The 25,654-nt window shown below is 68.7% G+C and carries 24 protein-coding genes, 1 tRNA gene, 1 other RNA gene and 2 pseudogenes; 17 read left to right on the top strand and 11 right to left on the bottom strand.

Annotated features, from left to right (window positions below; translation table 11 throughout):
- Nucleotides 1-22 precede the first annotated feature (22 nt).
- The 4 genes from ACY34J_RS26690 to ACY34J_RS26675 all read right to left on the bottom strand — a co-directional run bounded on the left by ACY34J_RS26690 (nt 23) and on the right by ACY34J_RS26675 (nt 2,995).
- On the bottom strand, nt 23-664 hold the full coding sequence (locus ACY34J_RS26690) for a LytR C-terminal domain-containing protein (RefSeq protein WP_462729163.1): 642 nt from the start codon (nt 662-664) through the stop codon (nt 23-25).
- A gap of 118 nt (nt 665-782) precedes the next feature.
- Entirely contained in the window at nt 783-1,079 is a 297-nt protein-coding gene (locus ACY34J_RS26685; protein ID WP_462729164.1) for a type II toxin-antitoxin system VapB family antitoxin, read from the bottom strand.
- A 717-nt stretch (nt 1,080-1,796) separates the two neighbouring features.
- A complete protein-coding gene (locus ACY34J_RS26680) occupies nt 1,797-2,105 on the bottom strand; it encodes a hypothetical protein (RefSeq protein ID WP_462729165.1) in 309 nt (102 codons plus the stop codon).
- A 53-nt stretch (nt 2,106-2,158) separates the two neighbouring features.
- Nucleotides 2,159-2,995, bottom strand: coding sequence for an undecaprenyl-diphosphate phosphatase (locus ACY34J_RS26675; protein ID WP_462729166.1), 837 nt, complete (start codon nt 2,993-2,995; stop codon nt 2,159-2,161).
- Nucleotides 2,996-3,144: 149 nt separating this feature from the next.
- Between ACY34J_RS26675 and ACY34J_RS26670 the strand changes: the two genes are divergently transcribed.
- Both ACY34J_RS26670 and ACY34J_RS26665 read left to right on the top strand, forming a co-directional pair.
- A complete protein-coding gene (locus ACY34J_RS26670) occupies nt 3,145-3,576 on the top strand; it encodes a BlaI/MecI/CopY family transcriptional regulator (protein WP_462729167.1) in 432 nt (143 codons plus the stop codon).
- A 15-nt stretch (nt 3,577-3,591) separates the two neighbouring features.
- Complete coding sequence (locus ACY34J_RS26665) at nt 3,592-3,729, top strand: hypothetical protein (RefSeq protein ID WP_462729168.1); 138 nt, start codon at nt 3,592-3,594, stop codon at nt 3,727-3,729.
- A gap of 199 nt (nt 3,730-3,928) precedes the next feature.
- On the opposite strand, the gene ACY34J_RS26660 is transcribed toward ACY34J_RS26665, so the two are convergent.
- Nucleotides 3,929-4,013: transfer RNA gene (locus ACY34J_RS26660), tRNA-Ser, on the bottom strand.
- A 74-nt stretch (nt 4,014-4,087) separates the two neighbouring features.
- On the opposite strand from ACY34J_RS26660, the gene ffs reads away from it, so the two are divergent.
- From ffs to ACY34J_RS26610, 10 genes are all read left to right on the top strand, one after another.
- Nucleotides 4,088-4,182, top strand: an RNA gene (gene ffs / locus ACY34J_RS26655) — signal recognition particle sRNA small type.
- A gap of 92 nt (nt 4,183-4,274) precedes the next feature.
- A complete protein-coding gene (locus tag ACY34J_RS26650; RefSeq protein WP_462729169.1) occupies nt 4,275-6,710 on the top strand; it encodes a DNA polymerase III subunit gamma and tau in 2,436 nt (811 codons plus the stop codon).
- A 245-nt stretch (nt 6,711-6,955) separates the two neighbouring features.
- Nucleotides 6,956-7,291 carry a YbaB/EbfC family nucleoid-associated protein gene (locus tag ACY34J_RS26645; protein WP_462729170.1) on the top strand — a complete coding sequence of 112 codons (336 nt, stop codon included), beginning with the start codon at nt 6,956-6,958 and terminating at the stop codon, nt 7,289-7,291.
- Between the two features lie 137 nt (nt 7,292-7,428).
- Entirely contained in the window at nt 7,429-8,028 is a 600-nt protein-coding gene (gene recR / locus ACY34J_RS26640; RefSeq protein ID WP_462729171.1) for a recombination mediator RecR, read from the top strand.
- Nucleotides 8,021-8,701 (top strand): DUF5063 domain-containing protein, encoded by a 681-nt coding sequence (locus ACY34J_RS26635; RefSeq protein WP_462729172.1) that lies wholly within the window; start codon nt 8,021-8,023, stop codon nt 8,699-8,701. Before recR ends, ACY34J_RS26635 begins: the two co-directional genes overlap by 8 nt.
- 254 nt (nt 8,702-8,955) lie before the next feature.
- Nucleotides 8,956-10,227: an aspartate kinase gene (locus tag ACY34J_RS26630; protein ID WP_462729173.1), complete on the top strand. Its 1,272-nt coding sequence runs from the start codon at nt 8,956-8,958 to the stop codon at nt 10,225-10,227.
- Nucleotides 10,224-11,285 (top strand): aspartate-semialdehyde dehydrogenase, encoded by a 1,062-nt coding sequence (locus tag ACY34J_RS26625; protein ID WP_462729174.1) that lies wholly within the window; start codon nt 10,224-10,226, stop codon nt 11,283-11,285. Before ACY34J_RS26630 ends, ACY34J_RS26625 begins: the two co-directional genes overlap by 4 nt.
- A 292-nt stretch (nt 11,286-11,577) precedes the next feature.
- Nucleotides 11,578-12,219, top strand: coding sequence for a SigE family RNA polymerase sigma factor (locus ACY34J_RS26620; RefSeq protein ID WP_462729175.1), 642 nt, complete (start codon nt 11,578-11,580; stop codon nt 12,217-12,219).
- Complete coding sequence (locus ACY34J_RS26615) at nt 12,216-13,307, top strand: hypothetical protein (RefSeq protein ID WP_462729176.1); 1,092 nt, start codon at nt 12,216-12,218, stop codon at nt 13,305-13,307. The genes ACY34J_RS26620 and ACY34J_RS26615 overlap by 4 nt, the downstream gene beginning before the upstream one ends.
- A gap of 283 nt (nt 13,308-13,590) precedes the next feature.
- A complete protein-coding gene (locus tag ACY34J_RS26610; protein ID WP_462729177.1) occupies nt 13,591-14,514 on the top strand; it encodes an SURF1 family protein in 924 nt (307 codons plus the stop codon).
- Here ACY34J_RS26610 and ACY34J_RS26605 read toward each other — a convergent pair.
- Nucleotides 14,472-16,322 carry a S9 family peptidase gene (locus ACY34J_RS26605; RefSeq protein ID WP_462729178.1) on the bottom strand — a complete coding sequence of 617 codons (1,851 nt, stop codon included), beginning with the start codon at nt 16,320-16,322 and terminating at the stop codon, nt 14,472-14,474. The two genes, ACY34J_RS26610 and ACY34J_RS26605, sit on opposite strands and share 43 nt — an antisense overlap.
- Nucleotides 16,323-16,394: 72 nt before the next feature.
- Between ACY34J_RS26605 and ACY34J_RS26600 the strand changes: the two genes are divergently transcribed.
- A complete protein-coding gene (locus ACY34J_RS26600) occupies nt 16,395-17,225 on the top strand; it encodes a class I SAM-dependent methyltransferase (RefSeq protein WP_462729179.1) in 831 nt (276 codons plus the stop codon).
- Between the two features lie 1,093 nt (nt 17,226-18,318).
- On the opposite strand, the gene ACY34J_RS26595 is transcribed toward ACY34J_RS26600, so the two are convergent.
- A complete protein-coding gene (locus tag ACY34J_RS26595; protein WP_462729180.1) occupies nt 18,319-18,912 on the bottom strand; it encodes a hypothetical protein in 594 nt (197 codons plus the stop codon).
- A gap of 75 nt (nt 18,913-18,987) precedes the next feature.
- On the opposite strand from ACY34J_RS26595, the pseudogene ACY34J_RS26590 reads away from it, so the two are divergent.
- Both ACY34J_RS26590 and ACY34J_RS26585 read left to right on the top strand, forming a co-directional pair.
- Nucleotides 18,988-19,111, top strand: a pseudogene (locus tag ACY34J_RS26590) (IS5/IS1182 family transposase); the annotation flags it as partial.
- A gap of 149 nt (nt 19,112-19,260) precedes the next feature.
- Nucleotides 19,261-20,250, top strand: coding sequence for an FkbM family methyltransferase (locus ACY34J_RS26585; RefSeq protein WP_462729181.1), 990 nt, complete (start codon nt 19,261-19,263; stop codon nt 20,248-20,250).
- Nucleotides 20,251-21,148: 898 nt separating this feature from the next.
- Here the strand turns inward: ACY34J_RS26585 and ACY34J_RS26580 are convergent.
- A complete protein-coding gene (locus tag ACY34J_RS26580) occupies nt 21,149-21,322 on the bottom strand; it encodes a hypothetical protein (protein WP_462729182.1) in 174 nt (57 codons plus the stop codon).
- A complete protein-coding gene (locus tag ACY34J_RS26575; protein ID WP_462761982.1) occupies nt 21,304-21,720 on the bottom strand; it encodes a DUF6009 family protein in 417 nt (138 codons plus the stop codon). The genes ACY34J_RS26580 and ACY34J_RS26575 overlap by 19 nt, the downstream gene beginning before the upstream one ends.
- A gap of 80 nt (nt 21,721-21,800) precedes the next feature.
- Here ACY34J_RS26575 and ACY34J_RS26570 point away from each other — a divergent pair, with 80 nt between their 5' ends.
- Complete coding sequence (locus ACY34J_RS26570) at nt 21,801-22,385, top strand: hypothetical protein (RefSeq protein WP_462729185.1); 585 nt, start codon at nt 21,801-21,803, stop codon at nt 22,383-22,385.
- A 47-nt stretch (nt 22,386-22,432) separates the two neighbouring features.
- Here the strand turns inward: ACY34J_RS26570 and ACY34J_RS26565 are convergent.
- Both ACY34J_RS26565 and ACY34J_RS26560 read right to left on the bottom strand, forming a co-directional pair.
- A pseudogene (locus ACY34J_RS26565) lies at nt 22,433-23,687 on the bottom strand (IS256 family transposase).
- A gap of 50 nt (nt 23,688-23,737) precedes the next feature.
- Nucleotides 23,738-23,896: a hypothetical protein gene (locus ACY34J_RS26560; RefSeq protein WP_462761981.1), complete on the bottom strand. Its 159-nt coding sequence runs from the start codon at nt 23,894-23,896 to the stop codon at nt 23,738-23,740.
- A gap of 459 nt (nt 23,897-24,355) precedes the next feature.
- Between ACY34J_RS26560 and murJ the strand changes: the two genes are divergently transcribed.
- Nucleotides 24,356-25,654, top strand: a 1,299-nt coding sequence (murJ, locus tag ACY34J_RS26555) for a murein biosynthesis integral membrane protein MurJ (protein ID WP_462729184.1), incomplete at its 3' end; no start/stop codon positions are given.

Raw genomic sequence — 25,654 nt, 5'->3', positions numbered from 1 at the left:
GTCCGCAACGGGCTCGTACGGGTCACCCGGAGAGGCACTGTCCGGAGTTCGACGGCGTCGGCGAGGGGTTGGTCAGTGCGACCAGCGCCTGGTCGGCGTCCTTCTTCTCGGCCAGGTTCTTGAAGCCGTCGCCGATGATCAGGTCGACGTCCTTGCCGGTGCGCTTGTCCGCCTCCGTCGAGGCTCCGGTGACCTGGGTGCCCAGCACCTTGAAACGCTCTTCGGTGCCGGTCGGCCCGCCCAGCAGTATCCCGCTGCCCTTGACCTTCTTGTCGTACTGGGCCGGGGCGTTGCCCACCTTGCCGATCTTGAAGCCGCGCTTCTTCAGCTCGTCGGCGGTCTTCTTGGCCAGGCCGCTGCGCTGCGTCGCGTTGTAGACGTTGACGGTGATCTCGCCCGGCTTCGGCAGGGGCTTGGCAGGCGCCGTCGAGCGGCTCGGCTTCTGACACGCGGCCTTCGTGCCGGCCGCGCTCGCCTTGCTGCTGCCGCCCATGAAGACATCGACGAGCTGCAGCGTCCCCCACCCGACCAGACCGAGCGCAGCGACCGTACCGACCATGGCGAGCACGATGCGACGGCGGTTGCGAGGGCGCCGCATGCGCGGGTAGCGGTTACCCGTGATGCGGTACTGGCCGCCCATGCCGGGGGGAGTCAGCATGCTCATAGGCGCAGCGTAATGGCGGGTTGGCAACTCTGCCTACTAAATGATCAGTATGAGTGAGTGGGCCAACCCGAAAGGCTCAACACGGCCGTGAGGGCGGTTTGCGGAGGGGCGGAGCGGGTCAGTCCAGTTCGAGGACGCGCGCGTGCAGCACCTGGCGCTGCTGAAGGGCCGCTCGCACCGCGCGGTGCAGCCCGTCCTCCAGATAGAGGTCGCCCTGCCATTTCACGACATGGGCGAAGAGGTCCCCGTAGAACGTCGAGTCCTCGGCGAGGAGGGTCTCGAGGTCCAACTGGCCCTTGGTCGTGACCAACTGGTCGAGGCGTACCGGGCGGGGGGCGACGTCCGCCCACTCGCGAGTGCTGGTCCGGCCGTGGTCGGGGTACGGCCGCCCGTTTCCGATGCGCTTGAAGATCACACGGAAAGCCTACCGGTCCACACGCTCCGGGCGCAGCCATGGCGCACGAGTGCAAAGGTCACAAGCCCCTGCAAAGCAGGAGCGATGGCTGAACGGAACTGTCCCTTCCGCGGGTAGGGGGCCGCCGGGCGCGCCGCAGGCGCTGAGCGGAGCGCTCAGCGCCTGCGGAAGACCGGGTCACGATGATCCGGTTACGGGGCCCTTGGCTACTCGGTGACGGGTCGTCGTGGTGGTCGTGCAGCCCGCCGCCGCTGCCCGTGTCGCCCTTGGTGGGCACGCTCGTGACCGGCTCGCTCAGCGAGCTGAGGTCGTACGCGCAGGTGCCGACAGCGTTCGCGATCACTTCGCTGTTGGTGTCAAAGGACGGGAGGCCATCAGCAGCGGGGCGGTGAGCGCCGATCGGCAGGGTGTACAGCCGGGCGGCAGCGGGACGGGTCGCCTCCTCGAACACCCGGTCATGGCCGGCCAGGTGGTCCGTCGGCGCTGCAACTCATCGGTGGAAACGGGCCGTTCGAGGGCCCCGGTGGCCCTGGTGGATCCAGATGTCGGTGTCGAGGGCGCGGTCGTCCTTCGGCACGTCGATCGCGAACGACCGGTCAAGGCGCACAGGGTGGCCGCGGCCGCCCCCGCGCGGGTGCGGAGCAGCTTGTCGGCCTCGGCGCGCAACCGCCCGACGAGCGGTCGTACGGCGTCAGGCGCTGCTCCAGGCCCGCAGCATCAGGCGCTGCTCCAGGCCCGCAGCACAGCGGTTGGACCGTGACTTCCGGGACTTTGTTGAGCGACTGGCGGTGCCGTGTCTCGCGGCGGCCAGACCCTGAAGGCCGCGTAGAGCGCTGTCGCGGACAGCAGTGCCGGCACGGTCCTGAGCACCAGAGTGGAGTCGGTCACGGCCACGACGGGCGCGGAGAGCAGGCTGATGCCGCGGGGCCGCGGTGCGCTGAACCAGGCGGCCGGGTGGCGCGGGTTGACCTGGGAGACGTAGACGGTCTCGTCCCCCCGGAACCGGCCGGGCGGCGGCGCCGTCATCGGGTTCACGGTCGGCACCGCCGTCAGGCACTGAGTAGGGCTGAGTACGGCGATCAGGCGTTGAGCACGCCGGTGCCGAGCAGACCGAAGAGCAGCAGGCCGACGAGGATCCGGTAGATCACGAAGGCGTTGAAGGAGTGCTTCGCCACGAACTTCAGCAGCCAGGCGATCGACGCGTACGCGACCACGAAGGACACCACCGTGCCGACGAGGACCGGCAGCGGGTCAACGCCGGCGCCGAGCGCGTCCTTCAGCTCGTACAGGCCCGCGCCGGTCAGCGCCGGAATGCCCAGGAAGAAGGAGAGGCGGGTGGCCGCGACCCGGTCCAGGTCCAGGATGAGCGCGGTGGACATCGTCGCGCCCGAGCGCGAGAAGCCGGGGAAGAGCAGCGCCAGGATCTGTGAGGAGCCGACGAGCATCGCGTCCTTGAAGCTGGTGTCGTCCTCGCCCCGCTTGTGCCGGCCCATCTGGTCCGCCGCCCACATCACACCGCTGCCGACGATCAGCGATCCGGCGACCACCCACAGCGACGCCAGCGGGCCCTCGATCAGCGGCTTGGCCGCCAGGCCGACGGCGACGATCGGAATGGTGGCGTAGATCACCCACCAGGCGAACTTGTAGTCGTGGTGGTACCGCTCCTCGCGGTTGAGCAGACCGCGGAACCAGGCGGAGACGATCCGCACGATGTCCTTGAAGAAGTAGACGAGCACCGCGGCGATGGCCCCTACCTGGATCACAGCGGTGAAGGCGACCACGCCCTTGTCGTTCACCGGGATATCCATCAGACCCTCGGTGATCTTGAGGTGGCCGGTGGAAGAGATCGGCAGGAACTCCGTCACTCCCTCCACCACGCCGAGCACTACGGCCTGACCGACACTGATCGCGCTCATGGCACCCATTCCTGTGCGGAGATCGCGCCTGACCCGCGGGCTACGGGAAGGCGGGTGTGCGGTGTGGCACACTCGACGACAGCAGTTTCTTCTACTCGCGCGTAGAAGTTTTAGCGACTGTAGATGACATGCGGGGAGGAGGCCAAACCATGGCTGCGGATGCGTCCGCTCCGGGTGAGCCGCATGCCCGACGGCGGGCCAACGGCGCACTGGAACGCGAGATCCTCGCGATCCTCCAGGCCGCATCCGGGGCGCTGACGGCGGCGGAGGTGGTGGAACGCCTCGGCGCCGGTCTGACGTACAGCACGGTGGTGACGACCCTCGCCCGGCTGCGCCAGAAGGGCGTGCTGCAGCGCACGGCGCGCGGGCGGGCCCATGCCTACGCCCCCGTCACCGACCAACCGGGCCTCGCCGCGCGGCACATGCGGCAGACGCTGGAGCGCGAGCCGGACCGCGCGACCGTCCTCACCCGCTTCGTCGACGACCTGTCGCCGGAGGACGAACAGGTACTGCGCCGGCTGCTGGGCGCCGAGCCGTACGAGGGTCCGTCCGCATCTGCCAACGGGCCGTCAGGGCCGTAAGGACACCCTCCCGGGATGCACTTCGCCGTCTGTCTGCCGCTGCTGCTTCCGGCCCTGGCCGCGCCGGCCGTCCGTCCGCTGGCCGAGCGCCTCGAACCGCGCCTGGCCACCTGGCACTCGCCGGGCCCCCGCGCAGTCACCCCCTGGCACTGACGGTCACCCTGGCGATGCTGGCGATCACCGCTCTGTGCTGTCTGGAAGCCGCCCACGACCGCCACGAGCTACTGGAACTCGCCAGGGTCCACTGAGAAGCCCACGGGGAGCGCCGAATGAGACGGAAACCGACATGAAGCACGACGAAGGCCCCGACCATGATCGGTCGGGGCCCGTCGTTTTGCCCTGGTGGGCGGTGCGGAGGATACGAGATTCGAACTCGTGAGGGGTTGCCCCCAACACGCTTTCCAAGCGTGCGCCCTAGGCCACTAGGCGAATCCTCCGCGGCAAACAATACAAGACTCGAAGCAGTGCTCGCGAACTCGTTCCCAGGGCGTTCCATCCGCTAGGGTGGGGCTCAGCCCCTCACGTGGCGCTATCTCACCGAACTCCCCCAGGGCCGGAAGGCAGCAAGGGTAAGTGAGCTCTGGCGGGTGCGTGAGGGGCCCTTTCGTTCGGCGGCGGGCGCGGCGTCCGGCCGGGGTACGAGGAGGCGGAAGCGCGGGCCGGGCCGCTTGTCAGCGGGCCCCGATATCGTCGTATGCGTGTCGTCCCTCGCGCTCTACCGCCGTTACCGCCCCGAGACCTTCGCCGAGGTCATCGGGCAGGAGCATGTGACCGGTCCGCTCCAGCAGGCGCTGCGGAACAACCGGGTCAACCACGCGTACCTCTTCAGCGGTCCGCGCGGCTGCGGCAAGACGACGAGCGCCCGCATCCTCGCCCGCTGTCTGAACTGTGCGCAGGGCCCCACCCCCACCCCCTGTGGCGAGTGCCAGTCCTGCCGGGACCTGGCGCGCAACGGCCCCGGGTCCATCGACGTCATCGAGATCGACGCGGCCTCCCACGGTGGTGTGGACGACGCCCGTGAGCTGCGCGAGAAGGCGTTCTTCGGCCCGGCGAGCAGCCGGTACAAGATCTACATCATCGACGAGGCGCACATGGTCACCTCGGCGGGCTTCAACGCTCTGCTGAAGGTGGTCGAGGAGCCGCCCGAGCATCTGAAGTTCATCTTCGCGACGACCGAGCCCGAGAAGGTCATCGGCACCATCCGCTCGCGGACGCACCACTATCCCTTCCGGCTGGTGCCGCCCGGCACGCTGCGTGACTACCTGCGCGAGGTCTGCGAGCGCGAGGCGATCCCCGTCGAGGACGGGGTGCTGCCGCTGGTCGTACGGGCCGGGGCCGGGTCCGTACGTGACTCGATGTCCGTCATGGACCAGCTGCTCGCCGGCGCGGGCGAGGACGGTGTGACATACGCCATGGCCACCGCCCTGCTCGGCTACACCGACGGCGCGCTGCTCGACGATGTTGTGGACGCCTTCGCGGCGGGCGACGGCGGCGCCGCCTTCGAGGTCGTGGACCGGGTCATCGAGGGCGGCCACGATCCGCGGCGCTTCGTCGCGGATCTGCTGGAGCGGCTGCGCGACCTGGTGATCCTGGCGGCGGTGCCGGACGCGGCGGAGAAGGGGCTGATCGACGCCCCGGCGGACGTCGTGGAGCGGATGCAGGCGCAGGCGTCGGTCTTCGGCGCGGCCGAGCTCAGCCGCGCGGCCGACCTCGTCAATGAGGGCCTGACCGAGATGCGCGGGGCGACCTCCCCGCGGCTGCAGCTGGAGCTGATCTGCGCCCGGGTGCTGCTGCCGGCGGCCTTCGACGACGAGCGTTCGGTGCTGGCGAGGCTGGACCGGCTGGAGCGCGGGGCGTCGCTCGGCGGTGGTCTCACAGGCGCGGGCGCCGGGCCGTCGATGGGGTACGTACCCGGGCCGGACGCCCATGCCGCGCCCGGTGCCCCGGCGGCTTCCGGGTCCTCCGGCCCCGCTGCGGCGCGCGCGGCGATCCCCGGGCGGAGCGGCGGCCCGGCGGCGGGCACGCCTGCGCAGGGTCCGCCCGCGGCGGCTGCGGAGGGCGCGGCTGCGGAGGGCGCGGCTCCGGGGGGCGCGGAGGCGCCCGCACGGCCTGCCGGGCAGGCGCCGGGCGCCCGGCCGTCGACGGCCGGTTCTGCCGGCGAGGCAGGCGCGGCCGCTGGTGCGCAGGCCGAAGGCCGCCGCCCCGGCGCCTGGCCGACCGGACCGGCGCCCGCGTCGCCGACCGGCGCCGCCGCCCCCGATGGCGGGCAGCGACGGCCGGGTGCCTGGCCGACCGCTGGTGCGGCGTCCGGCGCGCAGGGCCGGCAGGGGGGTGCGCCTGAGCAGGGCGGGTCCGCGGACATGGGCCGTCGGCCCGGTGGCTGGCCCACGGCGGCCGCACCCGGACAGGGCGCACAGCCCGCATCGGCATCCGCACCGGCATCGGCGTCCGGTCCGGCAGCCGGGCCCGGTTCGTACGGGCAGCAGCCCCCGCCCGCCCCGGCGCCGCAGGGCGGTGCGCCGGGGATGGCCCAGGGCGCCGTTCAGGTGCGCCAGATGTGGCCGGACATCCTGGAGGCGGTGAAGAACCGGCGCCGCTTCACATGGATCCTGCTCAGCCAGAACGCCCAGGTCACCGGCTTTGACGGCACCACCTTGCAACTGGGCTTCTCCAACGCGGGTGCGCGCGACAGCTTCGTGGGCGGCGGCAGCGAGGACGTACTGCGGCAGGCGCTGAGCGATGCGCTGGGTGTGCAGTGGAAGATCGAGGCGATCGTCGATCCGTCGGGCGGTGCGGGAGCGCAGGGCGGCGGCATGCCGCCGGGCGGGCCGCGCCGGCCCGCGTCGGCTCCGGCGCCCTCCGCGCAGACACCGCCGCCCGCGACGCGGCCTTCGGCGCCGGCCCCCGGCCCTGCCCCGTCCCCCGCTCCGGACCCCCAGCCCCGGCCGGGGCCGTCGGCGCACCGCCCGCCGGAGCCTCCCCAGGCCTTCAGCGCGCCGGAGCAAGCCATCGCGCCCGAGGACGACATGCCGGCCGAGGACGACCCGGACCTCGACGACACGGCCCTGAGCGGCCACGACCTGATCGTGCGGGAGCTGGGCGCGACGGTCATGGAGGAATTCACCAACGAGTAGCCCCCCGCCCGCACGGCCCCGGCGCCCGAGCCGTCGGCCCCGTATCCACGCGCTGAGCCGCCGTACGGCCCTCATCTGGGCGGTCGCCGCGAGGCGGGCCAGGCACCCGAAGCACCCGGTCGCGGAGAGCGGCCCCCGTAGCGAGCGAGGCTGGGCAGTGGTTCTCTCGTCGCAGGAGCGCGGCGGTCTGAGACCACGTAGGCTCGGGCTACCGAAAAAAGTCGTCGAAAGCCAGGAGCGAAGCCGTGATTCCCGGTGGTGGGCAGCCCAACATGCAGCAGCTGCTGCAGCAGGCCCAGAAGATGCAGCAGGACCTCGCCGCGGCCCAGCAGGAACTGGCTGCGACCTCTGTCGAGGGCTCCGCGGGCGGCGGGCTCGTAAAGGCCACGGTGACTGGTACCGGGGACCTCCAGGGCCTGTTCATCGACCCGAAGGCCGTGGATCCTGAGGACACGGAGACCCTCGCGGATCTGATCCTCGCCGCGGTCCGTGACGCGAACAGCGCCGCGCAGGAGCTCCAGCAGCAGAAGCTCGGCCCGCTGGCCCAGGGCCTCGGAGGCATGCCGGGCATGCCGTTCTGACCATGGCGCTGTGCACCCGTGGGCCGTGGGCTCACGGGTGCACATGGCCCCGCGGACCCGAGCCGGATTTCCTGATCCTGCCCTTAGAACCGAACAACTAGCGTATGTAGCAGGGAAGAAGAAGGAGACGGCATTCCGTGTACGAAGGCGTGGTCCAGGACCTCATCGACGAGTTGGGCAGGCTGCCCGGCGTCGGTCCCAAGAGCGCGCAGCGGATCGCCTTCCACATTCTCCAGGCCGAGCCGGCCGACGTCCGCCGGCTCGCCCACGCACTGACCGAGGTCAAGGAGAAGGTCCGGTTCTGCAGCGTCTGCGGCAACGTTGCCCAGGAGGAGCAGTGCCGGGTCTGCCAGGACCCGCGCCGCGACCCGGCGGTCATCTGCGTCGTCGAGGAGCCGAAGGACGTTGTCGCAATCGAGCGGACCCGCGAGTTCCGCGGGCGCTATCACGTCCTCGGCGGGGCGATCAGCCCGATCGAGGGCGTGGGCCCGGACGATCTGCGCATCCGGGAGCTGCTGGCCCGGCTCGCCGACGGCACCGTCACCGAGCTGATCCTGGCCACCGACCCCAACCTCGAGGGGGAGGCCACGGCCACGTACCTCGCGCGCATGATCAAGCCGATGGGTCTGAAGGTCACGCGACTGGCCAGCGGGCTCCCTGTCGGGGGAGACCTGGAGTACGCCGACGAGGTCACGCTGGGCCGTGCCTTCGAAGGGAGACGACTTCTCGATGTCTGACGCCACGCTGCACAACGCCAAGCAGGACCCGGACGACTTCGGCGTACAGATCGCCGACCAGATCGAGAGCTTCATCGTCGCCGTCACGGAAGTGGCCAAGGGCGACGAGCCCGGCAGCGCCATCCCCTATCTGCTGCTGGAGGTCTCCCAGCTCCTCCTCGCCGGAGGCCGCCTGGGGGCGCATGAGGACTTCGTCCCGGAGGAGCGCTACGAGCCCGACGTCGGCCCCGAGCATGACGACGTCGACGACCTGCGCGAGCGCTTCGCGGTCCTGCTGGAGCCGGCGGACGTCTACTCCGAGGTGTTCGACCCGTACGTGCCCCGCAGCACGCCCGTCGCCTCCCGCATCTCCGATGATCTCGCCGACATCATCACCGACCTGCGGCACGGCATGGCGCACTACAAGGAGGGCCGGGTCACCGAGGCGCTGTGGTGGTGGCAGTTCTCGTACTTCTCCAACTGGGGCGCGACGGCCTCGGCCGCGCTCCGCGCGCTGCAGTCGCTGCTGACGCACATCCGGCTGGAGAGCCCGCTCGAGGAGCTGGACGGCCTGGACACGGACACGGCGGCACGTACGGACGACGGGTCGCTGGAGGAGGAGGCGGGCCGGGTGATGGCCGCCGAGATCGCCGCCCCGCTGGGCCTGCGTCCGGGGCGTCCCGCCCGGCGCTGAGAGTGCCCGCGGCAGCCTTCCGCGCACATGGCCCCAGACCCGGCAGATGTGACCTGAATTACGTTTCAGTGTGGTCGGGGCCAATGGGGGCAGGGTTGGTCGCGAGCGGGCAGGGCAGTTCGCATGATCACGAGGTGAGTCAAGTGTCTCACCATGTGATATCGGGCTGGTTGTTTCCGCCTGCTCGTTAAACTGAGCCGACCGAAGGATCCTGATTCGGGGTCCCCCGGAAGACAGAGTTGCGAGGAGCGCACGTGGGCCTTGTCGTGCAGAAGTACGGCGGCTCCTCCGTTGCGGATGCCGAGGGCATCAAGCGCGTCGCCAAGCGGATCGTGGAAGCCAAGAAGAACGGCCATCAGGTGGTCGTGGTGGTTTCGGCGATGGGTGACACGACGGACGAGCTGATCGAGCTTGCCGAGCAGGTATCTCCGATTCCTGCTGGGCGTGAGTTCGACATGCTGCTGACCGCCGGAGAGCGAATCTCCATGGCGCTGCTGGCGATGGCGATCAAAAACCTCGGTCACGAGGCGCAGTCGTTCACCGGCAGCCAGGCGGGAGTCATCACCGACTCCGTCCACAACAAAGCACGCATCATCGATGTCACGCCGGGGCGGATCAGGAGCTCGGTCGACGAGGGCAACATCGCCATCGTGGCCGGCTTCCAGGGTGTGTCGCAGGACAGCAAGGACATCACCACCCTGGGCCGTGGCGGGTCGGACACCACAGCGGTGGCCCTGGCTGCCGCGCTGGATGCCGAGGTCTGCGAGATCTACACCGATGTCGACGGTGTGTTCACCGCCGATCCGCGGGTGGTGAAGAAGGCCCGCAAGATCGATTGGATCTCGTTCGAGGACATGCTGGAGCTGGCCAGCTCCGGCTCCAAGGTGCTGCTGCACCGCTGCGTCGAGTACGCACGTCGTTACAACATCCCGATCCACGTCCGGTCGTCGTTCTCCGGCCTCCGGGGCACGTGGGTCAGCAACGAACCGCAAGGGGACCAGCCGATGGAGCAGGCGATCATCTCGGGGGTTGCCCACGACACGTCCGAGGCCAAGGTCACGGTCGTCGGGGTGCCCGACAAGCCGGGCGAGGCCGCGACGATCTTCCGTGCGATCGCGGACGCGGACATCAACATCGACATGGTCGTGCAGAACGTGTCGGCGGCGTCCACGGGACTGACCGACATCTCCTTCACCCTGCCCAAGACCGAGGGCCCCAAGGCCATCGAGGCACTGGAGAAGGCAAAGAGCGCCGTCGGCTACGAGTCGCTGCGCTACGACGACCAGATCGCCAAGATCTCGCTGGTCGGCGCGGGCATGAAGACCAATCCGGGCGTTACGGCGGGCTTCTTCGAGGCCCTGTCGGGCGCCGGGGTCAACATCGAGCTTATCTCCACCTCGGAGATCCGCATCTCTGTCGTGACGCGTGCGGACGACGTCAACGAGGCCGTGCGTGCGGTGCACACCGCCTTCGGCCTGGACAGCGAGAACGACGAAGCCGTCGTGTACGGAGGTACCGGCCGATGACCGCCGCCAAGAAGCCCACGTTGGCCGTCGTCGGCGCGACCGGCGCGGTCGGCACCGTGATGCTCGGCATCCTCTCCGAGCGCGCCGACATCTGGGGCGAGATCCGGCTCATCGCCTCGCCCCGCTCGGCCGGCCGCAAGCTCACCGTGCGCGGCGAGGAGGTCGAGGTCATCGCGCTGAGCGAGGAGGCGTTCGAGGGCGTCGACGTCGCGATGTTCGATGTCCCGGACGAGGTCTCGGCGCAGTGGGCCCCGATCGCCGCCGCCAAGGGCGCGGTCGCCGTCGACAACTCCGGCGCCTTCCGGATGGACCCGGATGTGCCGCTGGTGGTGCCGGAGGTGAACGCGCACGCGGCCCGCGTCCGCCCGCGCGGCATCATCTCCAACCCCAACTGCACGACCCTGTCGATGATCGTCGCGCTGGGCGCACTGCACTCCGAGTGGGGTCTGCAGGAGCTGATCGTCTCCTCGTACCAGGCCGTCTCCGGCTCGGGCAAGGAAGGCGTCGACACCCTCCGCGAGCAGATCACCAAGGTCGCCGGTACGGAGCTGGGCACGCAGCCCGGTGACGTACGGCGTGCCGTCGGCGAGCTCGGCCCGTACCCGGCGCCGATCGCCTTCAACGTGGTGCCGTTCGCCGGCTCGCTCAAGGACGACGGCTGGACCTCCGAGGAGCTCAAGGTCCGCAACGAGTCCCGCAAGATCCTGGGGGTGCCCGACCTGCGGGTCACCGCTACCTGTGTGCGCGTTCCGGTGATCACCACGCACTCGCTGACCGTCCACGCGCGGTTCGAGAACGAGGTCACGGTCGCCAAGGCGCACGAGATCCTCGCCAACGCGCCGGGTGTGGTGCTGTGCGACAACCCGGCCGAGGGCGAGTTCCCGACGCCGGCCGACGTCGTCGGCACCGACCCGACCTGGGTGGGGCGGGTGCGCCGCTCGATGGACGACCCGAACGCGCTCGAGCTGTTCGTGTGCGGCGACAACCTCCGCAAGGGGGCCGCGCTCAACACCGCTCAGATCGCGGAGGTCGTCGCGGCGGAGCTCACCGCCGCGTAGGGCATTTGGTGACCGCTTTACGGGACCTGTGAAGGATATGTGAACGCGTCGGCGCCCAAGTCGCTTGAACTGGGGCGTCGATCTGTTCGACTATTCGCTCCCCGTTCACTGCAACCGGCAGTGAGCGGGGAGCGTCTTTGCTGCCGTCTCTCAAAGTCGCTATGAAAAATTGGGCATTTGGGGAAGAAAAGGTACGCATGGGAACATTTGAAGCATCGTCAATGGCGGTGGCTCACGCGTACAACCCTGACGGGGGGAAGCGTGTCCAACAGGCGTGGCAGAGGTACTCGGCATGGCAACAGCGCCCGGGCGTGGCGCAAGCATCTTGCGTCCGTTCGGTCCGCGTGCGACCGGCGGTATGCCGGTGATCTCCCCTATCCCCGCCGCGCGTCCGACGCAGATATCGCCTCAGCGCGAGGGCTCTGACGACGCGATGGCCGCAGGTACAACGGTCGATCACCTCACTGAGACCTATCGCGCCCACTACCGGTCGCTGCTCGGACTCGCGGCACTGCTCCTGGACGACACCGCCTCGTGCGAGGACGTCGTCCAGGAGGCGTTCATCCGTGTGCACTCGGCGCGTCGCCGGGTCCGTGACCCCGAGAAGACCCTGGCCTATCTGCGGCAGACGGTCGTCAACCTGTCCCGTTCCGCGCTGCGCCGCCGCATCCTCGGGCTGAAGCTGCTCTCCAAGCCGATGCCTGACATGGCCAGTGCCGAGGAGGGGGCATACGAGCAGCTGGAGCGCGACCAATTGATCAAGGCGATGCGGGGACTGCAACGCCGGCAGCGTGAGGTCCTGGTGCTGCGCTACTTCGCCGATATGACCGAGGCCCAGGTCGCCGAAACGCTCGGGATATCGCTCGGCTCGGTCAAGGCGTACGGCTCGCGCGGTATCGCGGCGCTCCGCGTCGCCATGGAGGCCCCGGCATGAGCGAGAACAACCACGGGCCGGAGCGACAGCACGGGCCGGACGGGCCGGACGGTCCGAACGGGCTCGACGGCCTGGGCGGGCTGCGCGACTCTGACGGGCCGAGCATCGACGAAGAGGCGCTCAGGCGGCTGCTGCACACAGTCGTCGACGACATTCAGCCCTCGCCCGACTCCCTGGACCACCTGCGGCGTGCGGTCCCCGCCCGCCGTGCCCGCAAGCGGCAGGCGCTCGTCGGTGCGGCGGCCGCGGTGCTGCTCGTCGGCACAGCTGTCCCGGCGCTCGTCCACGTCACCAACAGCGGCGGCGCCAATGACCGGCCGGCCATCGCCGGTCACAGCGAGGATGTCCAGGGCGGGGCGCAGGGCCAGGTCGGTGACGAGAAGCAGGGCGCGGACGGCGGCACAGAGCCGTCCGACAAGGCAACCAAGGGCGGACAGCACGGCAAGGGCGGAAAGAAGGGCGGGGCGTCCAAGGAGCCGGGCGGTACGACAGCCGGCGGCGTGAATCCGTCCGGGACCATGGCCGCCACGTCGCCCGAGTGCACGCGTGACCAGCTGGGCAGCGCCGCCGCATCGCCTGCCGCCCTCGACGGCGCGAACACGGTCTACGGCGCGTTCCGGGTCGTCAACGTCTCGAGCAGCGCCTGCACGGTCAGCGGCGGCGGGCAGCTGACCTTCAGCGCACAGGGCAGCGCCGACGCGGCCCGTATCCAGATCGTCGACCACACGACGGGTGACGCGGCTACCGGTTTGCCCGACCCCGCCACGCAGCCGTCGCAGGTGATCCTCGGCCCCGGCGAGACGTACGAGGTCCGGTACGCGTGGGTTCCGGCCGAAGAGGGCAACGGCGGCTGTCCGACGCAGGAGGCCTCGCCGGACCCAGGCAGCTCGGGGAGCACGGGCAGCGGGGGCGACCCGGCATCGCAGCCGGCGTCGGATGGGACCGCGCAGGAGTCGGGCGCACAGCAGGAAGGGAGCGTGGCGCTCAGCCACACCCCGCAGGCCGGCGCGCCGGAGGCCGCCGGCGCGACGATCAGCCACGCCTGCGGCGGCACGATCTACCGCACCGGGGCCCTGGCAGCATCCTGACCGGACCCAGCCCTGTCGGCTGACCCGCGCGGGGCACGGCGCTGGCCGGCGGCCGGGGCGTCTTTTCCCGCACACCGTCTCTGGAAAAGGGGCGGGGGATTGACCCGGAGCGAAGTACGGCCCCACGGCGAGCGCCACCGGTTTCGGCGAGCTTGTAGGGGTGGGCGCGGGACGTGGTGTGGGCGACTCCCCCGCCGGTGGTCGGCGCCGGACACGGCGCTCCGCGCCGGTGCAGCCCCACCCCCGCGGGGGGCATCCCGTTGGGGGCCCGTACCGTGGGGGTGTGTACCGGTTCCTGCTGACTCCCCGATGGTGGGGGATCAACCTCTTCGTCGCTCTCGGCGTGCCCTTCTGCCTGTTCATGGGCAGCTGGCAGCTCGGCCGCTTCGAGGCGCGCGTCGCAACCCATCAGGAGCAGCAGCAGGACCAGCGCGCCCACGCTCGGGAGGCCGCCGAGCCGCTGGCTGATCTGCTGCCGGTCACCAAGGACACGTCGGGACGGCTTGCCACCGCGACCGGCCGCTACGACGCCCACGCCCAATTCCTCGTGCCCGACCGCACGTTGGGTGACAAGCGTGGCTTCTACGTGCTGACCCTGCTCCGTACGGACGGGGGCGACGCGCTGCCGGTCGTCCGCGGCTGGCTCCCCGGCCACGCCCGTACCGCCGGTGTCCCCGCCCCGCCCGCCGGCAAGGTCACCGTCACCGGTGCGCTGCAGGCCTCGGAGAACCAGGGCACCGAGGGCGTGCACGCGGATGGCGGGCTCCCCGACGGACAGCTCGGCATCATCAGCGCGGCCTCGCTGGTCAACCTGGTGCCGTACCAGGTGTACGACGCCTGGATCACCCTGCCCGAGGCACCGGGCGCGCTGCGCCCCGTGCCCCCGGCCGCCGCACCGGGCAGCGGCCTGGATCTCAAGGCCTTCCAGAACCTCGGCTACACCGGCGAGTGGTTCGTGTTCGCGGGCTTCGTCGTCTTCATGTGGTTCCGGCTCTACCGCCGGGAGGTGGAGGTCCAGCGCGATCTGGCCTTGGGCCTCCTCCCCGAGCAGACGACCGGCCCCGCCGGGGGCACGGAACCCGCGGCGGACACGGAACCGGCCGCCGGCCCCGGACCCGAAGCGGCTACGGAACCGGCCGCGGACACGGAACCGACCGCGGACACTCAGTCCGCAGCAGGTGCGGAGCCCGCCGCCCCCGGCAAGTAGCGCATCGCGAAGTCGATCTCCAACCGGAGCTGCTTGATCCGCTCCTCCACCACCAGCGACCCGTGCCCCGCGTCGTACCGGTACACCTCGTGTGGCACCCCCCTCTCCTCCAGCCTCCGGACGTAGTTCTCCACCTGACGGATCGGGCAGCGCGGATCGTTCACGCCCGCCGAGATGTAGACCGGCGCCCGTACCTGGTCCGCATACGTCAACGGCGACGACGCCTCGTACCGCTCCGGCACCTCCTCGGGCGTTCCGCCCAGCAGAGTGCGGTCCATGGACTTCAGAGCCTCCATCTCGTCGTGGTACGCGGTGACGTAGTCCGCCACCGGCACCGCCGCCAGGCCCAGCGCCCACGCCTCCGGCTGCGTCCCGAGCCCAAGCAGCGTCAGATACCCGCCCCATGAGCCGCCCGCCAGCACCAGCCGCTCCGGATCCGCGAGCCCGGAGGCGACCGCCCACTCACGCACCGCCGCGATGTCCTCGAGCTCGATCAGCCCGACCCGGTGCTTGAGCGCGTCGGTCCATTCCCGGCCGTACCCGGTGGAGCCGCGGTAGTTCACGCGGACCACCGCGAAGCCGTGGTCCACCCAGGCTGCCGGGCCCGCCGCGAAGGCGTCGGAGTCGTGCCAGGTCGGCCCGCCGTGTATGTCGAAGACCGTCGGGAACGGGCCCTCCCCCTCCGGCTTCTGCACCAGGGCGTGCACCCGGCCGCCCGGGCCCTCCACCCAGGCATCGGTGACCGGTACGGATGCGGGTGCCTTCGTCCCGGGCGGATCCAGAACCGCCCGCCCGGTTGTCGATCGCACCACTGGCGGCAGCGCGGCGGAGGACCACAGGAACTCCACTGAGCCGTCCGGCCGGGCCGTGGCCCCGGACACCGTCCCCGCCGGGGTCTGGAGCCGTACCAGCTCCCCGGTCGCCGGCTCGTACCGCCACAGCTCGCTGCGCGCCTGGTGGCTGTGCTCGATCAGCAGTGCCGAGCCGTCCGGATACCAGTCCGCGCCGATGTCACCGGGCAGCTCGATGGCCAGGGCCGTCTCCACGCCCGTCAGCGGATCCCAGATCATCGGCTCCCAGCGCCCGCTGCGCTGGTGCCCCACGAGCAGCCGGGCATCGCCGTCCACCGGGGAGAAACCCCAGCAGTTCAGGCCCAGCTCCACGGTCCCGCCCTTGGTGTCGTCCAGCTCGGCCACGGTCGTGCCGTCGAGCCGTACCACCCGCAGCGCCGCGTGCATCGCGTCGCCGTGTTCGGTGTGCTCGATCGCGATCAGCGAGCCGTCGCGGGACAGGCCGCCCACGCCCGCCGACTCGCGGTGCCGGTAGATCTCCACGGGCTCGCCTCCGGGGCGTACGACGTGGATCGTCGACCCTTCCTCGTCCGTGGACCGCCCGACGACCGCCGTACCGTCCCGGCCCAGCGCCAGTCCGGCCGGGTACGAGGGCTCCAGCCCCGGTGTGGCGGGTTCGTCCTCGCCACCACCGAAGGGCTGCCGCAGCCATACCCCGAACTCGTCACCGTCGGTGTCGCTGAACCACCAGATCCACTCGCCGTCCGGGGACAGCACACCGTCCGTCGTGCCGTTCGGCCGGTCCGTCACCTGCCGTTGGCTCCCGGTCGCACGGTCCCACGCGTACAGCTCGTAGGTCCCTGTGGTGTTCGCCACGAACAGTGACCGCTCCGGGGCGTCCTCCGCCCAGTCGGGCAGTCCGACCCGCGGCGCCCTGAAGCGCTTCTCCCAGTCCGGCATGGGCTCGGCGTCGGTGGACCCGCTGGAGCCGGTGGCCTCGGTGGTGTCGTCAGTCATGGACCCCATTGTGCGGGGGATCGCCGACAAGCCGCTGGCGGGTGGGCGTGCCTGTGGATAACGTCGCCTCCCATGTACATGTCCGGCGTTCCCGACGACTGGCGCGAGGCCAACCGCGCCCGTTGGGACGAGCGCGTCCCGATCCACCTCGCGAGCGACTACTACGACCTCGACGCCTTCCGCCAGGGCAAGGACTCCCTGCGCGCGTTCGAGATCGACGAGGTCGGCGACGTCACGGGGCGTACGCTTCTCCACCTCCAGTGCCACATCGGGCTGGACACCCTCTCCTGGGCGCGGCGCGGCGCCGCCCAGGTCGTCGGTCTCGACTTCTCCGAGCCGGCCATCGAGGCCGCCCGCGAACTCGCGGCCGACATCGGGCTGTCACCGGACCAGGCGGCCTTCGTCGCCGCCGATGTCTACGACGCGGCCGAGGCCGTCCCCGATGTCTCGTACGACATCGTCTACACGGGCGTGGGCGCCCTGTGCTGGCTGCCCGACATCGACCGCTGGGCGGAGACCGCCGCCTCCCTCATCGCCCCGGGCGGCTTCCTCTACCTTGCCGAATTCCACCCGCTGACGGACATCCTCGACAACGGCACCGGATCCCATGTCGTCTACGACTACTTCAGCCGCGATGCGTGGGTCGACGAGACGCCCGGCACGTACACGGATTTCGACGCGCCCACGGTCAGTAACCGCAGCGTGGAGTGGCAGCACCCGATCGGCGAGGTCGTCTCGGCACTGGCCGCGGCAGGGCTGCGCATCGATTTCCTGCACGAGCACGACCTGACGCTCTTTCAGCGCTTCGGCGCACTGGAGCGCCGCGACGACGGCGCCTTCCGCTTTCCCGCCGACCGGCCCCGTGTCCCCCTGATGTACTCGCTGCGCGCCTCGCGTGCCTGAGGGTGGACCCCCGATTCCGGCGAGTGCCGCACGCGTTTGAAGCCGACGCTTCACACCCGTCGTGTCGTCTGTCCGGCGGGTTCCTCTTCACTCAATGAGGGAGACAGATGCGCAGACGCGCACTCTTCGCCGCTGGCTACGGCAGCCGCGCTGGGCGGCTTCGCTGCTCCCGCCGCACAGGCACATTCCGCGGCGCACGCGGAGCACATCCGGGGCCCAACCTGACGAGCCGTGAGTAAATCCCTGCGAGAATCGCCAGGCAGTAGGGGGTAACGACGTGACGAGCAACGCGAGTAGTGCCAACGAACTGCCCAGGGTCATCAGCGTGGACGATCACGTCATCGAGCCCGCGGACCTCTTCGAATAACGTGGCTCCCGAGCTCAGGGAGACCTTGCCGCGGGCGGGAGGGGCTCGTACGGTCGCGGCATGCTGCGACGCGTCCGCCACCCTCTGAGACGCACCTGGTGCCGCCACCGTGGACGCCTCTATTGGTACCGGCACGCTGGTACGTCCGCTACGGACCGGGGATCATGCTCAAACGGCTCATGCTGCAGGAGTGGCTGGATGTGGGGCTGCGGCAGAACCCTCGTCCTCCCATGGTGGTGCGTACCCGATACCCTCGCAGGCCGACCGGCCATGAGGACATCCGCGGCCCGGCTGTTTCTTGCCGCACCGGGGTGTGTGGTTGTTGATGCTCTCCGCAGGACATGGAAGCGCCCGACCGCTGGCGACGGGGGATGCACCAGCGATCGGGCTGTACCCAAGAGTAACGGATCACGTGACGCGATCCACAAGGGGTCGGAACAGAGAACCAAGGGCGCTGCAGATCAGCCGTAACCGTCAGCGTCCACAGCGCGAGCCGGTAACGCTCCATCCGAGAGGATGGTGAGCGGACGGAGGCATCCGCCCAACGCCTCGGGAGCGTGCCGTTGGTTGAGCCTCGGCTCCGTTACCGACCGTACGGAGGTTCGTACGAGAGACGGGGATACTCGTGCCATTGATCCGGCGTCAGGACACCCCGAGTGATCGAGCATATTGGTCGGCCGCGCTACCTGCTCCAATCGGCAGATCCAAGTGGCCACAACAACGTACTCAGCCCGTACCTCGGGAAGTTGGCAGCTCAGGCGCGCTTGCGAAGAGGTCCAGGTACATACCGCTCGCTACGAGCAGCCCGATCGCGCCGAGAACGACGCCGCCCAAGGCGACGGCCTTCACCCAGGGCCGGGTGTCGGCCCGCCGCGCGTGTACGGCCACCAGCACACCGCCGATGACGACGGCGGCTAGGGCGAAGATGCCGTTCAGGAGGGCCGCGGTGTGCCAGGGGGTGCTGTACAAGGCATTGATCTGGCCGCCGCCACGGCCGGTGGCAGCCTCGATCTGGCCGAGCAGCTCCATGCGTGAGCGCAGCATGTCGCTGAGGGCGGTGCCGGTGAGGGAACAGAGCCCCAATCCGGCGCTGACGACGGCGGCTGCACCCGCCGCGAAACCGTCAGCTGGGGGGATGTCGGTAGGGGCATCCAGGAAGTCGTCATCCGCAGCGTGGGAGGCGCGGGTGTCCACTCCCTCCTCGTCCCTGGCCTTGTCGAGGGAGGGCTCCCGGGCCCGTACCGGATCCGGGATCTTCTTCTGCCCGCTCTCGGGGTTGCGGTCGGTGGCTTCGGTGGTCTTGGTGCTCTCAGTAGCCATTGGGTGCCACCCTACGGGTTGTACCCTAAGCGTCCAATAAAGTCCTAGAGCTACGACTACCTGCACAAATGGCTTCGCTCCCGGAACACCACGCCTCGGATCGCCCGTAAGGGCATCGAGTCTTCGGCTGAGCCGGCACCGCTGGACGATCGAGCGCCCTGTGGCGTGGTCCGGCGGCTTGCGGAGGCGGCCTTGGAGGACGCTCTCGCACGTCGAGCTCGCCAGCGTCGAGTGGTCGACTGGTACAACCACCGTCAACTCCACGGTGAGATAAGGCACGTTCGGTGATACCGGTTACTGGGCCGTAAGGGGGAGCCGATGCGCCGTGGTGTCTGCGACGCTGTCTTGATGCCAACCCTTTACAGAAGACTGCTCAATGTGCTTCCCCGAATCGGTGTGGAGGTGCTCGATCTCGGCTCGGGCGCTGCGGTGCTTTCCCGGCGCGGCAAGCGCACGCGCGTTCCCGTTGGGCGGGACGCCGATCTGGTCACCCGCCGCAGCGGTCGGCATAGGGTGACGCGGGTGGAGGCGGATACGTGGGTGGTCACCCGCGGTCGTGCCGACCCGAGCGGGGCGTGGACGAGCGTGCGGCTCGGCGACACCGGAGCCCACCTCCTTCTCGACGAGAGGGCGTCGGCCGACGAACGTTCGTTCCAGCTGGCGGCCGCCACGTATCTGTGCACCCACCATGTGGCCGCCCTGCTGGAGCAGTACGAGGTGAACTGCGTCTTCGACGTGGGCGCCAATGCCGGGCAGTACGGGAAGCGCCTGCGCAAACTCGGCTACACGGGCCGGATCGTCTCCTTCGAACCCACCGCGGAGGCCTTCGCGAAGCTGCAGCGGGCCGCGGAGCATGATCCCGAATGGTGGGTGCATCCTTTCGGTCTCGGGCGTGAGGACGCTGTCCAGTCCATCCACGTGGACTGGAACTCCATGAACTCGTTGCTTCCGCCAAGCGACTACGGTAAGGAGCGCTATCGGCGGTTCGCGAAGACGCGCACCGAGGAGATCGAGATCCGTCGGCTGGACGGCGTGATGGAGAAGGCGCTGGCTGGCATAACCGCTCCCCGGCCCTATCTGAAGATGGACACCCAGGGGTACGACCTGGAGGTGTTCGCGGGCGCCGGGGAACGGATCAAGGACTTCGTGGGGATGCAGTCCGAGGTTGCGGTGCTGCGGCTCTATGAGGGGAGCCCTCAGATGGGCGAGGCCATCGCCACGTATGAGAGCAGTGGGTTCGAGATCACGGGCATGTATCCGGTGACGCGCGAGGCCTCGACGGGACGGGTAGTGGAGTTCGACTGCGTCATGATGCGCGCAGCTGCCGTCCCTGAATAAAGCGATGGCGAATAAGACGATGGCCCCTCCGCGGGGCGGTCACTCTGGTCGGCCCTGCGAGGGTCGTAGCCCCCGGGCCGGGGGCTACGACCGAAGCACGATCGCCGGCCGCTCCTTGCATCTAGCTCTCCAGGCCGGGGCCCACAGGCGCGGGCCCCGGTGCCTGCCCAGCTGCCCTGCTGCCCGTCGTGCGGGCCGCGGAGTTCTCCTCCAACTCAGCGGGCTTCATGCACCGTCGGGACGGCAGGATTTGAACCTGCAACCCCTTGACCCCAGCACATGGAAGTGGGCGCCGGGCAGCAGTTCTGGCTCGGTCCCCGGCATGCGGACAAGCGGTCGCGTTGTGAGTTGCTCGGTACGGAACTGAGCGGCCCTGGGTTCGGTAGAGAGCTCAATTTGGTGGCCGACAGAAGGCACACCTGAACGGCGTCCATCTGCCTGAGAGTTCACACCGCCCTGCGCGGCGGAATGGGCGGCTTCGAAAACAGGCGGAGTTACCTGCCGCGCCATTAACAGCCCCTGCCCCTGGGCCCGCGAATGCCCCAGATTGCGAATCGCTCGTCGACCGTGGGCCTGGCCACTGCCAATGCTGGCCAGCCCAAGAGTGAGGACTGCCGCTTCGCCTCGTCGGGGAGCAAGCTTCCATGATCCACTCCCAACTCACTCCCAAAGCGGTCCAGGAAACCCATCAGGCCCGGCTTCCCTTGCGAGGAAACCGGGCCTGACCTGGTGTTTCTTCAGTCGGGGTGGCGAGATTTGAACCCACGACCTCTTCGTCCCGAAGCAATTCGAGCACTCGTCCGGACTGCAGTCGGTGCATCGTTGACCTGGGACGACGATCCCTGAACGTCCCTGGTAGTTCGCCGTAGTACGCCACGGTTGTAGCGCAGTTAGACACTCAGCCGGAGTGCCGCACCGGGGGGATCTCGGCCTTCTTGGCCGTCGCGTCGGCGCTCGCGGTCACCAGCTCTCCGGAGTGCACCCAGAGCCATCGAGTGAACGTCTCGCTGGCTGACCACCCAATGGTCTCAGGGACGCTCACATCGTGGAGGCTCAGCCAGTCGCCGAACACCTCCAGGACTCCTTGCTCTGTTGCGTCGTCTTGTTCACTGAACCTCCGGCTGTCCACTGCTGTGAGTGACGGGAGAGTTGTGCGTGCGACCTGTTGTGTGGGGCTGTTCCTTGATGGACGCGGAAACTGTTACTGAGGGGCGCTCCCCAGGCGCGATCGGTGAGCTCGCCCCAGACGCCAGGCGCGACGGTGCGAGCATCGACGGCTTCGCTAGGTGCGGTGGTCGCGTAAACGCCGTCAGGCTGATCAGAACGGTCGTCCTCCTTGATCCAGAAGACGGGCCTACCACTGATACACGCTGGCGGACTCCGCCAAACGGGGGATGCCACGTGGCGTCTCGGTTGGGGGATGTGCAGTCGCGGTCCTCGCCTTGTACTGGAGTAATGCACCAGCAGCATCCGTGCCCAGATGAAGGTCTTTCCCCCAATGAATGGATCGTTGATATTAACAGGCCAGCGCAGACGGTCGGAGGTGGACCGTGGAACGGAAGAACCAAACACCTGGCGGGTCATCGTCTGCTAGTGGCGCCGATGATCGGTCCACCAAGTGGGCCAACTACGCCCAGGTCAGCGCCGCTTTGATCGCAGTCCTGGCCCTTGTTGTGTCCGTAGTCACGTACATTCGGCAGAGCCAAATTGCAGAGGAACAGAACCGACTCGCACTGAAACAGAATGAGCTTTCCGAGCAGGAATTGATCCCCAAGGTCTCATGGAGTTTCGGACGGGACGACAACGGCGAGGTAGATAGAGTCACCGTACGCAATCGTGACCAAAGAGAACTCAATTCAGTAATCCTGAATGTCCATAAGTCTCCCGGCTCGGACTCCGAAGTGATCGAATATGTAGAATTCGGATATATCGATGGGTGCACTAAGGAGACGTATAGCTTCAAATATCCGCTGGAGAATAGCCATCTATCACTCACCTATAAGGACACTCGGGGGCAATACTGGTTGCAGTACGGTGAGGGCGAGGTTAGGAAGGTAATCCGGCAGCCGAGACGTGAAGATGCCAAGTATTCGCACAAGGGGAACGAGGATACCTGGAACATCTCTTGTCAGTAAGCGTGCCCGGAGCAATTGTCAAGAGCTGTGGTTCGGGTGACTCGTGATCAGGCAGCAGCGGCTTCTGCGCGCTCGACCAGGACGCCGTTCTCGAACTTGGCGCCCGCACGGACCAGGGCGACGAGGTGGGCTCCGGTGACTGCGCGCCAGCGGGCCTGGGCGGACTCGACGAGCTTGAACACCATCGCCAGGGCTGCGGCCGGGCTGCCGGCGCCGCGGGTGACCTTGGTGCGGAGCTTGACGGTGGAGAAGGCCGACTCGATCGGATTCGTGGTCCGCAAATGGATCCAGTGCTCGGCGGGGAAGTCGTAGAACGCCAGCAGCTCCTCCCGGTCGTTGGTGATCTTCGCGACGGCCTTGGGGAACTTGGCGCCGTAGGTCTTCGCAAACGCCTCGATCGCCTTCTCGGCGTGCGCGCGGTCCTCGGCGTTGTAGATCTCCTGCATCGCCTTGGTCGCGCCCGGCTGTGCGGACTTCGGCAGGGCGTTCGTGATATTCCGGGCCTTGTGGACCCAGCACCTCTGGTGCCGGGCAGCCGGGAACACCTCCGCCAGGGCCTTCCACAGACCCATCGCGCCGTCGCCGACGACCAGCTCGGGATCGCGCATGCCTCGCCTGCGGCAGTCGCGCAGCAGGTCGGCCCACGACTCTGCCGACTCACGCAGCCCCTCGGCCAGCGCGATCAGCTCCTTGGTGCCGTCCAGACGCACACCCATCAGCACCAGAACGCACGAGTGCGCCTGCCCGAGCCGGACCTTGGGGTGCACCCCGTCCGCCCACACGTACACGTAGTCGGACTCGGCGAGGTCGCGCTGCTGGAATGCGGCGTGGTCGTCCTGCCACTGCTTCGTCAGCCTGGTCACGGTGGCCGGCGACAGGCCGGCCGCCGAGCCGAGGAACTGCTCCCAGCGCGGGCACGAAGTCGCCTGAGGACAGGCCGTGCAGGTAGAGCAGCGGCAGCACCTCACTGACCTTGGGCGACTTGCGGCACCACGGCGGCAGGATCTTCGAGGAGAACCGCATCCGCTCTCCGGTGGCCGCGTCCACCCTCTTGTCGTTCACGCGCGGGGCCGTGACCTCGACCGGACCTGCGGCGGTGGTCACGGTGCGGGGCCGGTGATGGCCGTTGCGGACCACCAGGCGGTGCCCGGCCTCATCCGTCTCGGAGGCCAACTCCGCTATGTACTGGTTGACTTCGGCCTCCAACGCGGCGGCGAGCATCCGCCGGGCGCCCTCGCGGACGATCTCGTCGATCAGGGAGCCGGACTCGGTGGAACCGTCGGCGTTCACTACGCTGAGCACGGGCGTGCCTTCCCGACCCGCGCTGCGAACGCGGGCCTACTCGGTGACCATCACAGGATCATTCGGGAAGGTACGCCCTCCACGTCCAACCCGAGGCCGATCCACAGGTCCTGAGCATTGCTCAGCATCTTGGCGGCGGCGTTAGTGCCCATTACGGCCGGTACCGCGACAGCGGACACGAGGGATCCGTCCTGCGGCTTCGTGGTCACGCTGACGGACCGGACCGAGTGGAGCACACAGATACACACCGAGAAGCCAAAGTGCGGGCGAAAGGTCCGCGCGGTGACGAAGTGCGCGATACCTGGCTGGTCCGATGACATCGTCGGGAACACGCGTACCACTGCCGGCTACAGCCGGGCCACCTGCAGCCGCAACGCCACGGCAATGAAGCATGGGCGGCAGCTGTACTACGACGGTCAGTGGCATACCCACTGGTGCTAAATTCAACTGCCTTTCCCAGGTCAGTTGAATGACGCCGCAGCGATTCTCCAGACGTGATATGAGGCAACGAGACACGTCAAACCAGGAGAATCGGCGTCCGTCAATCTGCGTTGAGGGGCCGGTGACTACCATTCGCCACCGGCCCCGTAGACGTTGCCAACTAGCCGCAGAATGGGCATCGGTGGCGTCTCCCAGCCGGTGGACCAAACACAGGGAAGCAGGAAGCCATGAACGCGCCGCACGACGGTGGTGGCGGCCAGGGCCCACACAGCGCAGCGTCTGCCGGGGAGGCTTTCGCGCATCTCCTCAGCGATCAGCAGATCGGCGATCTACCGTCTGCTGAGACCACGGGTGGGCAGGGCCCGGCGCACGCTCAGAAGTCGGGCAGCCGCGCAGCAAGCCTGCTGAAGTCCAGTGCGGTGATGGCGGCGGGCACGATGGTCTCCCGCATCACTGGCTTCGTCCGCTCTGCACTGATCGTCGCGGCATTGGGCTCCGCGACCCTGGGAGACACCTTTCAACTGGCCATCACACTGCCGACGATGATCTACATTCTCACTGTCGGCGGCGGCCTCAACTCCGTCTTCGTACCCCAGTTGGTCCGTGCGATGAAGGAGGATGAGGACGGCGGTGAGGCCTATGCGAACCGGCTACTGACGCTGGTGATGGTGATCCTCGGCGCGCTGACCGTGCTGGCTGTTACGGCCGCACCGCTGCTCGTCCGGCTGATGTCGGTAAAGCTCGCCGAGAATCCGGCAGCCAACGGGGTGGCCATCGCCTTCATCCACTACTGCTTGCCCACGATCTTCTTCATGGGCGTGCACGTCGTACTTGGCCAGGTTCTCAATGCGCGAGGAAAGTTCGGCGCGATGATGTGGACTCCGGTCCTGAACAACATCATCATCATCGCAACGCTGATTATGTTCATCTGGGTCTATGGCACGGCGGAGACCTCAGGATTGGGTGTGCGGACCATCCCGCGGGAAGGTGTCCGGCTCCTCGGGGTCGGTACGTTGCTGGGTCTCGTCGTCCAAGCGCTGGCCATGATCCCGTACTTGCGCGAGACGGGTTTCCGGCTCCGGCTGCGCTTTGACTGGAAGGGCCACGGCCTGGGCAAGGCAGCCAAGCTGGCCAAGTGGACCGTCCTGTTCGTGCTGGCCAACCAGGCCGGTGTCCTCGTCGTCTCCCAGCTCTCTACGTGGGCGGGTGATCTGGCTCATGACCAGGGGCACGATGGTGCCGGGTACATCGCGTACTCCAATGCCCAGCTCATATGGGGCATGCCGCAGGCGATCGTCACCGTCTCTGTGATGGCGGCTCTGCTGCCGAGGCTGTCCCGCGCCGCGGCGGACGGGGACACGGGCGCGGTGCGCGACGACATCTCCCAGGGGCTGCGTAACTCGGCGGTGGCGATCGTGCCCATCGCCTTCAGCTTCCTGTCGCTCGGCGCCCCGGTGTGCACTCTCATCTACGGTTCCTCCGGCACCGAGGGCGCCCGCTCCATGGGCTGCATACTGATGGCCTTT

The organism is Streptomyces sp. HSS9-12, assembly GCF_054963655.1.
This window is presented reverse-complemented; position numbering and strand designations above follow the sequence as displayed.